Below are 12,169 nucleotides of genomic sequence, written 5' to 3' on the forward strand. Positions count from 1 at the left end.
CGACAAAGCTTTAGCAAACTTGTATGCCCTATCCCAGCAAACGAATTAAAATATTCTTCATAGCTTAATTTATTTTGATACTCTTTAGACAAAAAATTATATGCAATAGGAAATGGTATACGCGCCTGACCAATGGAACCACAACTCCTTTCTCCCATATTTTCAGCTTCACGCAAAATACTAAAATAGTTAAGAAGGGTATCTTCGGGGGTCCTAGTCAATTCTGTAGGCACTTGGATTTCTTTTTGGGTTTTATTATAATAAGGAGCGAAAAATTCCCAATTGCTAAATCTTAAATTTAAAGCTTTCAAGCAAGATGGACGAAAATATTTTTGATGATAAGAAGTTATGTCCTGTTGATTATGTTTTAGCATTTTTATCACCCTAGTTTCAGTTTATGGGTGATTGAAGGGTTTGTGAAGAACTGTATCTCCTTCTGATAAAATAAAAACATTTCATAAAAGACAGTGGTAGCTGAATCAATAACAGACATGGTTCCTCTCAAACTACTCTGCCTCTTTAAGTAAATTCCTTCACAATCAATATTGCTTCACAAACAATAAAAGACGAGTTTTATTAGTTATTATATAACCGATTTAGTGAACTCCAATATAAAAAAAGAGAGCCTTAATTAAAAGCCTCTCATTCCTCGGATACTCCGATTCCTCCACCTTTAAATTTATTTCCTATCTATCTTGTATTGGTACTCTGCAAACGGAACAGCCCATTTAGCAGTATGCTCTTTATGAATCCACCTTGTACAATAATTCTTGGTAGTTGAATTATTGATATGAAAGTGTATAAAGTACAGAATCCCCTCTTCTTTTTTTGCTTTCTTTTACCTGTTAGAGGGTCAATACCAATATCTACAATATAAAAATACTTTCCTGTTTTCTTGTCTTTTTTGACGCTTCCTTTCATCGTTAAGAGCCTCCTCGGAGTCCTTAACTGTGCTGTATATGATAATTCTATTATAGTGGATAATCTTAGTTTTACGAACCATAGTATTACACACTATGCGTATATAAGTAATGTCTATCTAATCTCATAGTATATTAAACTTTCTATAACCTTTTGCAATTTATCAATATCATTGAAACAAAAATTCTCAAACCAAAATAAAAGACTGCTATAAATAGCAGCCTCTTTTTCTTATCAAATTATCGTTGATAAGAAACCTTTTTAAATCCCTGTTATTTATTGGTATCTTATGTTAATGAATTCCCTTGTTTTCAATAAACACTAAACTATCATTATTTCGAAAACCTAGGACGGAAGAAGTATATACTCTTCCCACTATTTTTTATATTAAATATGCTACGCTTAATATGTATAATAAGCAGTTATTTAATTGTAGAAATAAATTTTAACTACTCTTTTCAATTAAGAAATTAACAGTTTATTATATATAAATTTTTCACAGTCATCAATATCATCAGCTAAGATATTAATCTCACCAAATAATACTCTAATCTCTTCTATACATGCTTGACTGGCTACTCCGCCTTCACCTAACTCTCTATAAAGACGGTTATACGAATTACTTATTTTATTAGTTATTAAACTATATTTTTCTATAAAATCATTAACACTTAGCATATTCTCTTGCACAAACTGTGAAAATTCATGCTCTCTTCCACGTTCAACATTTCCTAAATTTATATTTCGATTCATTTCTGCAAGAATATCGCTAATACTATTAATAATCCCCTCATATTCCTGCAATTTTTCTTTTTTACTATTAAGCGTAATTGTTATTTTTTGTGTCTCTAAAATATCTGTTACTGTAAACTGAATCTGGGATAATGAGGTCTCTAGTTCTGATTGTTTTTTTTGTAGTTCTACCACATCTTTCTTGATTTCCTTTTTAACAACTTCCTCTAATTGCTCAAGCATATTTCTCTTCCACTTCGTGAGGAATAAAATTAGTTCACATAGCAGACCTAGTAATATAGAAATAAAAGCAAACCAACAGAAGATAATAAAGGTATTACTTTCATTCAAATTATTCCAACTTATACTTACGACATTTGTTGAAGTTATTTCAGTCACAATTCCAGATGCAACTGCACCAACAACACCACTTAGCAATATAGTAACACCTATAAAAAACCAATATTTATTAAGTAACTTCCGCATCTTGACTATATTCATCTCTACTCCTTCCTCTCATTAAAAGTAGGTATTAATAAGGTTAAAAATTTTTACTGATATATTTAATTATAGAAAATGGTTGAGGGTATTTAATTTCCAACTCTGCGTTTGTTATTACTACACATCACTGATAGCGCTTACTTGTTATATACTAAGAACACATAATTCATTAACCAATGGTTCTTTTGAATTCAGGAACAACTTGTAGTACTTGATACTTATGTATAAATATAATTGAAATCCCAAACTCATTTTGGAGTTTTGCACGAATAAACTCTGATTCTTTAGGAAACACATCTGCAACAATACACGCAATTTTTTTCTTATTTACATCCGTTAACTTACTTACATTTTCCACAACTTTTTTGATTTCAGAACTATTTATCTGTACATTTTTAACCTGAGTATAAATTTTTTGTTCCTCATCTTCAGCAATCACATCAATTTTCAAGTGGTCATACTCAGTGTTTGCCTTGTCTGCTTCATATCCCATAGCCTTGAAATACTGACAAACAGCAACCTCGCTTAATTGACCTTTTGTAATCTGTTGACGATTAATTACACTGTTTAAAGATTTCGAAATCTTCTCAAAATCTTTCTTCTTAATTGGTTGTTCATCAGGGTCGTGAAAAACACTATCTGAATACTCTCCAATTTCCGTACCTTGGTATACAGTTACTAAGAAATCTTCTCTCGGTTCTATCATAAATACTATCGCATCCTCAATTTCCTCTAGCAATCCCTGTATTCCTTTTTCCCCTATTTCTGTAAAAAGGATTAGGATTGCCTCAACTGCTTGTTGAATGTGCAAACTAATTCTACCAATTAAATCCCCGCTATGATAGATTAAATAACACTCGCTAGTCTCCGTTCTTAGATTTCTTCTGAATGTAAAGCTACGCATCATTACCATTCCTCCCAAATACTTACTTAAGAACTATATGTTTCACCATTATAATATATATAGTTGACATTAAACTACTAAAGAGACTGTATACAATGAAAACAGTTATATCCTTCCTAATAAAATCAAAAATTTATTAGTTATTTTTATAAGAACAATTAAAAAGGTAATATATTTCTATCACTGTAAAAAGCTTTTAATGAATCAAACTGTAAGGGTGTTAAGTGTTTCATCTGTTGAGTGGTTTTAAAGCAATCTTCCCAAGTCAACCAACATATATGTTTCATTATTTTCACTAAAATTTCATGACATTCATTATCTCCAAACCGTTCTGTAAGTGTGGGTAAATCCATAGCAAGAGCCTTTGGGTCATTTTGATATTGCTTCATTTTAAAATAGTAGAGCCTACTTCCTGGGAACTTCCTGTAGCGTTCGGGGGTAACTAATATAAAATAAAAATTTTCTACATTATAATTCACTGCTTCTAATCCTACTTCAATACATCTAGCTATTTGGTTTCTTTCTGTTACATACGTTGTTTGATAGGATATATCAGAAGTATATTTGCACTCGAAGAAAATCTTCTTATCCGTGTTGACCTCTAACAAAGCATCAAAGTTAGTTTTTCCTTCTACCCTTTTCTCAGAATTACATTGTTCCCTTAGGTATTTAACTGGATTAGAAAGAGCCTGACCTCTTAATCTATCCTGCATATTCTTCGAAGGTGAAATTGCTTGCTCTAACCTTAGATTTGTATTATGTATGTTCCATGACTCGCTTGGAAAGCATTTTGTTAGAATATCGTTCCATCCATCATTTTTACTCTTGTGAATGGCTGCAAATGTATACAGTGTGATAATTGTTTCATCTTTATCAGCTTGGAGGATACGCTTCTGACTTTTCACATTACCTTCTTGCCTATTAACAGAATATTCATATACCCTTCGAAGAGATTCTTCTACTCTACGAATCCTCTTTTCTTTGTCGCCAACAAACAGAGACTTCAGATATTCTCTATCAAATATTAAAGTCATCCACTCTCCTCCCCCTTTTGATTACATGATTTATTAAACTTTTTATTTTAAAATGTACACTAGCTCTTTACATCTTGAATATTTTTTCCCTATGCCATTTCATGTATTCCCTCCCTATTCCTTTATACAGTAAATAGTTATATTTGTAGTTCTACCAATAAAATAGAATGGTCTGACAAACCATTTAAACGCTCTTGATGTGAAAAATATGATTCAAGTATGTTTTCTTTTAAAGCTGGCGCAACAAAGACATGGTCAATTCGGAAACCATTTCCCTTCGTGCTGTACCATGAGTAACCAGAAAAAGAGCCATGTGTATATCTCCAAGTATCAATCCAACCTAAATCAACTAATTTTTGCATATATTGTGGTCCGACAAAAGGAGCGCCTTGTGTATCTTCTTCTAGTCCTGTATTATAGTCCCCCATTATAACAGTTCTAGAATTGCCCTGTTCTTTTGCAAAGACATTTACTTCCTGCCAAAATTCCAGCTTCTCTTGTACATCATTGTTGTTGGCTGGAATATGTACTCCAACAATGTGCAAATCATATTGGACGATTCTAATTTCTAACCAACGCTTGCTGTTTCTATCTTTCCTGAAAAAGGATGGAACTACTTCAAAGGGATACTGTGAAGCGAACAGTAGACTATTTTGCTTAATAACGCCATTACTAGAAATCATATATTCATACCCATTTTCTCTTAGTAACCGCTTAATCTCTTCCCCCTTTTCTCCTTCCCAGTATTCTGTTAACAAGAGTACATCTGGTGAATGTTTACTTAGTTGCTCTACAATCCTTGGGATGCGCTTCACTGAACCACCTTGTCTTATATTCCAAGTTAATAATTTCAAACCAACACTCCTTTCATCAATTACGTTAATTGTTAATAAATTTAAGATGAATGGGTAGTCTAACGTATATCAAAATACACTATTCATGCCATCCTATCCATGTTTTTTGTTCATTCTGTAATTACCCTTCGGGGTTAAGCGAACTTTTCCTACATTAATATTTTATCAAATTCTGTCTCCTTTAATATCCCTAACTCCCTTTATTTTAAGATGTTAAACAAAGTTGATTACCACCAAGGTTCGGAACATTATCTCGAACCTTGGTGGTAATCAAGAAGCATGGCTGTTAACAGAAGATGGTCTTTATGAGGTCTTGATGCAATCACGAAAGCCTATTGAAAAATATTCAAAAAGGAAGTTAAGCGTTCTAATGCTCTTAAAGTCTATTAATTTACTAAACAAGTGATTACATTATGTGTCACTTGTTTAGAGATGTGTTTTTAATAGAACAAATACCTAATAAAATCAACATTTTATTCACTAACAAGCATTTTGCATTCATTATGTTTATAGGTGTTCTATTCGTAAAATTATCTCGTATTGAAATGATTACACTCCCCCACGGTTTGGAAGACGGAGGGTCAAAAACAATATATTTCACAAAGCATTTGTACTAAAAACAAAAAAGATTACATACTAAGTAAGACGCTACGTTTGATTAACTATTATATTGGTAATAATGATTATTACGATTTAATCTTTGATAGGAATGAATAATTATGTCTAAAAGAAATTATAAAAAGTGGACTGATGAAGAAGTTTTGTTTCTTAGAAAAAATGCCGATATGTTTACTGTTAAAATGTTAGGAGAGAAGTTAGGAAGAGCAAAAACTAGCATTCAAAATAAGCTAACATCTCTTAACATAAAAAAAACCTTTAATACACACAACATATTCATATAACAGAGACTTCTTTCAAAACATTGATTGCGAGGAGAAGGCTTACTGGCTAGGTTTTGTAGCAGCTGATGGATGTATACTAGGTGGGGGTAGAACAGGAAAACGACTCAAAATATCACTTCACAAAGATGAAAAAAACATCTAGAGAGGTTTGTCAAAAGCCTAAATGGAGATATGGAGATTAAAGAATATAGGTATAAGATTAAGGACGGCTATTATGAATATGTTGAGGTTAGTGTCGGTTCTAATAAGCTTTGTTATGATTTAGAAAAATTAAACATAACAAAGGCTAAATCTCGAACTCTTAGAATGAGTGACATACCAAAAGATTTAATAAGACATTATCTCAGAGGTTATATTGATGGTGATGGTCATTATTACCTTAGTAAGGATACTAAGAAATCCTACATCGAGATATACATTGGCTCAAAACACATGTTAGATTTCTTTAAGAATTACCTGAGTAATCATGGAATTACTAATTATATCTTTCATTATAAAAAAAGAACATCTATAAAATCAGTATCCATGATATTAATTCAAAATTAAAGCTTCTAGAACTCCTTTATGAAGATACTACAATTTATCTAGAAAGAAAAAAAGAAAAAGCTTTGAAGATTTATTACAGCATAGGTGGTCACAATCTGTAAGCATAAACCAATAACCCCCAAATTATAATGTTGTATAAATATTAGCAATTCTATTTTTTGCGTAAGAGAACAAAAAAATAAATCGTTATCACACAACGATGGTCCATTCAGGCTAGCATAGTATTCATTAATGAAAAATCTTGAGGATGTAAACTATCCTCAAGATTTAAATTTAATAGAGTGCCTCATTAGAGGAACAGTTTCTCAAGTAAGCTATAATTCAATGTAAATTTACAAAATATTCCCTAAAAATTTTCTTATTCTTATAAAATCTAATAAGACTTTAGATTTTACCAATTCTCCATATCCGCAAAAGGATTATAGTTAATAATATTCTCTAGTATTTGATTAATATATTTATCTATTTCTTCCTTTGTATTGCAACGATGATATACAAGAGCATAGTCACTTGCAGTTGGGTTCTTCTTAGAGGGGGGTAAAAACCACTTTATCTTTCTTAAACTATTGTTTGTTAGTTCTGTATGACGAGAAGCTAGTTTTTCAAATACATCTTGGTATGTTTTAAATGCATATTGAACTAAAGTAATTTTTTCTTTGTTTTTTATTGTTAAATAATCTTCTAAAGAATACGAACCTTGAGCAACAAGGAAAGGAATTTTATAAATATCCCATTCGTAGTTAATTTCTACTAGCAATTTTCTTGTGACATCATTACTATCCTTAAATGCCTTAAATGTTTGAAGATTGAGCATCAGCCTTTCAATAAACTCATTATATTTTTCAAAAAAATCGTGTTGTGATAGATTTCGTATATCATCAGCCAACTCTTCTTTGTTATCTTCTATAAATCTATAAGCAATCTCTGCTTTTGCTTCAACAAATATACTTCGAGCAAATGTTTTTTTCTCTATAACACGTTCTTCCAACTCTTTTTCTAATTCTAATTCCTGTTTTCTTCTTAATTTCATCAGAATTCTCGATAAACTTGCTTCCATCTGTTTTTCAATATCATTATATAGTAAAACACCATATCTAAATTCTTCATTCATTCTAACCCTAATCTCATTAATATGACCAGAATGTTGGATAGGATGATGATAAATATATTCTGTATAGACTTCCTTTCTCTTTATTATTTTCCTGTCCCAAGAACTAGTGAATTCAAAATCAATAGTTAACTCCATAGCCTCTAAATCTAAAAAATAACAAAGATTTGTTTCATTAAAAATTACCTTTTCTAAGTCTTTTCTCAGACGAGCATCTGTTATACCTTGTGCTGTTGAGTATCTCATATATTTAGTCTTATCTAAAACCCAGAAGTCTTGAATTCCTGCGGATTCATATAAGTTATGCCTCTTTTGCCAATCCGCAGATGAAAGGGGACTATGTTGGAACTCAAACGCCCAGCGCAAACCTTCTAATTCTTGTTCAGTATGTACTATAAAAACATCTGCTATCTGACCTGTCTCTGGAATATAGACTTCATACTCAATCTCAGCAGTTGGATATTTTAGTTTAAGCCAGTTAAATAGAATTTCTTTTCCTTTTATATGTGAATTTGTTTCTGGTTCTGAATGACTTACTACACATTCAGAATCATGATGTGCGAAATGTGCGCTCATTATCTTTCCTTTTTTAAAGATGACATTTGTTTGGCAATTTGGACAGTATAATTTCTTAGCTTTGGCCAATTTTCTAGTAGCAACTTCTTCACAGTTTGAAGCATACAAAGTATTATTATCTGCTGTAATACATCTTAACATATTAATTATTCCTTTCTTTTTAGCTAAATTTAAATAAAGGATACATCACTGAGTAAAAGTATTTAGTTACTTCTAGGCGTTTTAGTGTTCTTCCTCCTCACTATCCCTTTTTAATCCAAAACTTTTTAAAAGGCTCTGTTTGCAAGAGTACCCCAGATTCTCTAATAGGAGAGTCTTTAATTCACCGTAAAAGAGTTATTGAGATATCCTTACAAATCCAATCGTTGGATACTTTATATTTTATTATATAGCCCATACTATGAAAGACGAGTTTTATTAGTTTGATTAATTCAATGTTATAAATCTTTACACCTTGTCCAATCATCGGTTTTATTTTACAAAAAAAGAGCCTCAATTAAGAGACTTCTTCAAACTGTTATTTAGTGCTATAGACTTTTAGCTTATACAAATCGAATAACTGCTCCATCCGCTCCATATATACATTCTGCATGTGCAACTTCTTAACTCCTAGGTCATATCCTGCAATGATATCCTCAAGTTCTTGCTCTGTGTAGAAATATCTAATCAATTCTTCCTCCTCTGCAGTAGCAAACCCAATCTTCTGCTTCTTATATTCATTAAGCTTCTTTTTATGGTGTTTTTCTACTTTTTTCATAATATGTGCTTTACGCTTAAACTCATATTCTGCTTCATTTTCATTAATGAATAGGTCTTTATCATTCACATAGGCTTCTAATGCATCGACACAATACATTTCAAGATATCGATGTACCGCTTTACTTGTTTCCTGCAATATCACGGCATATTCTTTCCAGTAATATTTGATACCTAGATTATTACCATTTTCGTCCTTAACTTCTGCCAGTGTCTTTTTCCACTCACATTTGAAGGCCCTTACCTTCCTAGCGTTACCATGTGCAGTTAGATTGAATTCAACAACATCATGTTTCTTCATCAAATCCCGTCTAGTCTTTTGAATCTTATCCATTATTTCAGAACTTATATTAATCTTTCCTGTTTTATTGTAACCCTTCCAATTCTCATAAAATAGGATGATACCGCATTTCTTCATATGCTCTAAGGTCTTAGCCAATTGCCCATATATCCCCAGACAGTGCTGTGTAAACTCATCTAATAGTTTCGTTTGGTCTTCTTCAATAATGCCACTTTCAATCGCCATATCAATGTGCTTCTGATATTCCTTATCATTGTGCCTAGAACGCAATAGGTTATATTCAAGCCTAGTGATGAGACCAAATTCAACTGCCCATTTTCCTAGGCTCATACTTGCTTGTTCAGTCATATCATTTTCTAAATGCGCAGCTACGATTACATCCATTGGAATACGATGCTCAATCTGTTCTCTACCGCTTCTAACACGTCCATCCTTCTTCATAGCTTTAACTTCACGTTTTCCACTGCATATGATTTTACGTTTTGAGCCTCTACCTTCAACTATGATGAATTCCCAATCTTGCTCAACTTTTTTCATTATTGAATCAAATGAACGTTTATTTAGATTTCCATTCTCCTGGAATGATTGCTTTTGAATCTCTGTTCCATACTCCTCAACCAACTCTGCTAATGTAAATACTTGTTCCACTATACATCTTCCTTTTCAATAGAGGTGGTGCATAAGATACACCACATTTAATTCACTCCTTTCTTGGTTTGATTAGATTTTTGCTAATATCACTTAAAATCGTGCAACTTTTGTCGTAATATTTTTTTACTAACCCTATATATATTACATCAAAAGATGCACAATATTTTTCATAGCCTTAAAAGCCTTAATACTATTAGTGAATGTGACTATTGCAGTGTTCATTTTTTGTTATTTAATGAGTTATATAAGTAGTGCCTTCCGTTAGGAAGGTGCTACTGCCTAGGAGACCTACTAATGTAGGTCGGGGTGGCAACCCCATATCTTCTAATCCCCTGTATCATATCACACTCAATTCTTACTGTACCAACTACTCAGTAAAACGCTTACAACCTACAGTATCAATGGATTGAGCATAATCGACCAATTGTTACATTTTCATTACAAATTTTTCAGACTAATCTATTGATAAAAACTCCCATTGTAACTATACCTATCTTCCACAAGCAAAATAGAAATTCCAAGACGCAAACTGAGTAAGTATATACGCTTCGAGATTCATACTATAAACGCTTGCGAATGGGATGTTTATGTTGAACAAAAAGCATCAAATATTCGCCTCGTATCGGAATTATTTGCATCGTATTGGTGTGGATGTAAGTGCTAGTCCCCCATTACCTAACAAGACTACTATTAAATGTGTAAAATAGCCCCCCCTTCTCCGTTCAAACCTTATATGACACACCCATCCTCTCATGACTACTTATAACGCCCTCAATTGCGCTGATGCGTACACAACAACGCCTAGCAAAAATTACAATTACAGTTGTTACAATGTGTTCCTATCCGTAAAATAATGATATACACGGGAAGGAGTTATAGTATGCCAACTTTTCAATATGGAACTACAGCTATTGAGTATGACATCGAATATGCCGACGATAAAAAAGACATATCTATTATTATTGAATGGATGGAAAGCACTCGACTCATAGTCCCTACAGGTATTACCGACGAACAAATTGAGGAGATTGTGCGAAAGAAAGCACCTACTATCTTCCAGAAGCTAAAAGAAGTGAATGAGATAACTGAACGGCCTTTTCCAAAGGAATTTGTCAGCGGTGAAAAATTCGCTTATTTAGGACGAAGCTATCGATTAAAAGTATATAAAGAAGAAGGACTACAGAAAGTGCAGTTAAAATTTGTAAGAGGGAAATTCATCGCAACCGTTCCAGTTGGGATAGACGAGGCTGAAAAGAGGCAACAATTGCTGGAGTTGTTCAAAACTTGGTATCTTGAACACGGTAAAGCGAAGGTACGGTCACGTTTAAAGCTGTATTGTGCTAAGATGGGTGTTACACCTAATGATGTGCAACTAAAGGAGCAAAGAATGCGTTGGGGTACTTGCACACTTGAGGGCAATATCTATTTAAATTGGCGAATTATCATGTCACCAATGTCTATTATAGATTACGTACTCGTACATGAGTTAGCACATTTAAGGTACATGAATCACAGTAATGATTACTGGAACTTTGTACATTCTATTCTACCCAACTATGAACAACGTAAAGAGTGGTTACGTGTAAACGGACCTACTTTAACATTGGAATAGAAAAGCCATCCACTCAGGATGGCTCTACTTTTACTCCACAGTAACTGCCTCATTATGAACTTCTACATCATACTTCTTGTTCATTAGATATTTCATCTTTAAGTATGTTAATGCTTCATACACTTTTTCAAAATCTGTAATCCCTTCTGAATTTAGCGTTAAATGCGCTGGCGTTGTATAACTTTTCTTTCCATTGTAACTCATGAGGATAAAGACAGCTGGTCGCAAGTTTTCTCCGTTTCGCTCCCAGTCTACATCTCCATAGCACACATGGTACTTTACTGTACCATTTGGATTATGATTTGCTTCAATAATAACTTCTTCCTTAATGGTATGTACCTTATACTCATTGCCCACAGATAACTCCCCCTTATTTAAGAAAAAGAGGCATCTATGCTTTAGATACCTCCCTTTACCTGTCTATAATAATATTCTGCACTATCCTAGTCATTTCCTGTAATGTACTGCTGCTAGGTCAATCAGTTGCTGTGTTAAGTTTTCCATCTTTTCTTTTGGACAAGGACTTACACGCAGCTGCTTCTTAATCTTCTTCCGCATCTCACGTTTTACATCTTCTTTATTTGTCCATTCCACAACTGCTTCCTGCTGAATAATGTCCGTGACAAGGTGCGTTAGTGCTTTTAAATCCTCTATATCGTCGAATGAAGATATTTCTTTCTCTAGTATCTGATAAAATAGATATTGCTTATTAGTAAAGCCTTCTTCTTCATCCCTTTTCAGCAGGTTACCTTATCCCATGCAAAATCTACA

Annotated in this window: 10 protein-coding genes and 2 pseudogenes; 2 read left to right on the forward strand and 10 right to left on the reverse strand. The window is 32.9% G+C overall.

What is annotated here, in order from left to right; all coding sequences use genetic code 11:
• The 6 genes and pseudogenes from COC96_RS19900 to COC96_RS19925 all read right to left on the reverse strand — a co-directional run.
• Positions 1-374, reverse strand: a pseudogene (locus COC96_RS19900) (hypothetical protein); the annotation flags it as partial.
• A gap of 430 nt (positions 375-804) precedes the next feature.
• A pseudogene (locus COC96_RS19905) lies at positions 805-921 on the reverse strand (Arm DNA-binding domain-containing protein); the annotation flags it as partial.
• Between the two features lie 462 nt (positions 922-1,383).
• Positions 1,384-2,154, reverse strand: coding sequence for a hypothetical protein (locus COC96_RS19910; RefSeq protein ID WP_098769222.1), 771 nt, complete (start codon positions 2,152-2,154; stop codon positions 1,384-1,386).
• Between the two features lie 169 nt (positions 2,155-2,323).
• A complete protein-coding gene (locus tag COC96_RS19915) occupies positions 2,324-3,061 on the reverse strand; it encodes a hypothetical protein (protein ID WP_098769223.1) in 738 nt (245 codons plus the stop codon).
• A 155-nt stretch (positions 3,062-3,216) separates the two neighbouring features.
• The gene (locus COC96_RS19920; RefSeq protein ID WP_098769224.1) at positions 3,217-4,092 is read right to left on the reverse strand and encodes a hypothetical protein; all 876 of its coding nucleotides are present in this window, start codon (positions 4,090-4,092) and stop codon (positions 3,217-3,219) included.
• A gap of 137 nt (positions 4,093-4,229) precedes the next feature.
• Positions 4,230-4,946 (reverse strand): endonuclease/exonuclease/phosphatase family protein, encoded by a 717-nt coding sequence (locus COC96_RS19925; RefSeq protein WP_098769225.1) that lies wholly within the window; start codon positions 4,944-4,946, stop codon positions 4,230-4,232.
• A gap of 1,208 nt (positions 4,947-6,154) precedes the next feature.
• Between COC96_RS19925 and COC96_RS28550 the strand changes: the two genes are divergently transcribed.
• Positions 6,155-6,394, forward strand: coding sequence for an LAGLIDADG family homing endonuclease (locus COC96_RS28550; protein ID WP_373604890.1), 240 nt, complete (start codon positions 6,155-6,157; stop codon positions 6,392-6,394).
• 391 nt (positions 6,395-6,785) lie between these two features.
• On the opposite strand, the gene COC96_RS19945 is transcribed toward COC96_RS28550, so the two are convergent.
• Complete coding sequence (locus tag COC96_RS19945) at positions 6,786-8,219, reverse strand: competence protein CoiA (protein WP_098769228.1); 1,434 nt, start codon at positions 8,217-8,219, stop codon at positions 6,786-6,788.
• 376 nt (positions 8,220-8,595) lie between these two features.
• Positions 8,596-9,783, reverse strand: a complete 1,188-nt coding sequence (locus COC96_RS19950; protein WP_098769229.1) for a hypothetical protein — start codon at positions 9,781-9,783, stop codon at positions 8,596-8,598.
• Positions 9,784-10,666: 883 nt separating this feature from the next.
• On the opposite strand from COC96_RS19950, the gene COC96_RS19955 reads away from it, so the two are divergent.
• Positions 10,667-11,398, forward strand: coding sequence for a M48 family metallopeptidase (locus COC96_RS19955; RefSeq protein ID WP_098769230.1), 732 nt, complete (start codon positions 10,667-10,669; stop codon positions 11,396-11,398).
• Positions 11,399-11,428: 30 nt separating this feature from the next.
• On the opposite strand, the gene COC96_RS19960 is transcribed toward COC96_RS19955, so the two are convergent.
• Both COC96_RS19960 and COC96_RS19965 read right to left on the reverse strand, forming a co-directional pair.
• The gene (locus tag COC96_RS19960) at positions 11,429-11,755 is read right to left on the reverse strand and encodes a hypothetical protein (RefSeq protein ID WP_098769231.1); all 327 of its coding nucleotides are present in this window, start codon (positions 11,753-11,755) and stop codon (positions 11,429-11,431) included.
• A 90-nt stretch (positions 11,756-11,845) separates the two neighbouring features.
• On the reverse strand, positions 11,846-12,142 hold the full coding sequence (locus COC96_RS19965) for a type I restriction enzyme endonuclease domain-containing protein (RefSeq protein ID WP_306475338.1): 297 nt from the start codon (positions 12,140-12,142) through the stop codon (positions 11,846-11,848).
• Positions 12,143-12,169 lie beyond the last annotated feature (27 nt).

The sequence above is a fragment of the Bacillus cereus genome (assembly GCF_002577405.1).
Taxonomy (GTDB): domain Bacteria; phylum Bacillota; class Bacilli; order Bacillales; family Bacillaceae_G; genus Bacillus_A; species Bacillus_A cereus_AU.

What these genes read in the sequence shown, in the direction of transcription:
- COC96_RS19910 (WP_098769222.1), bottom strand. Translation starts at nt 2,154, where the DNA reads ATGAATATAGTCAAGATGCGGAAGTTACTTAATAAATATTGGTTTTTT.
- COC96_RS19915 (WP_098769223.1), bottom strand. Translation starts at nt 3,061, where the DNA reads ATGATGCGTAGCTTTACATTCAGAAGAAATCTAAGAACGGAGACTAGC.
- COC96_RS19920 (WP_098769224.1), bottom strand. Translation starts at nt 4,092, where the DNA reads ATGACTTTAATATTTGATAGAGAATATCTGAAGTCTCTGTTTGTTGGC.
- COC96_RS28550 (WP_373604890.1), top strand. Translation starts at nt 6,155, where the DNA reads ATGAGTGACATACCAAAAGATTTAATAAGACATTATCTCAGAGGTTAT.
- COC96_RS19945 (WP_098769228.1), bottom strand. Translation starts at nt 8,219, where the DNA reads ATGTTAAGATGTATTACAGCAGATAATAATACTTTGTATGCTTCAAAC.
- COC96_RS19955 (WP_098769230.1), top strand. Translation starts at nt 10,667, where the DNA reads ATGCCAACTTTTCAATATGGAACTACAGCTATTGAGTATGACATCGAA.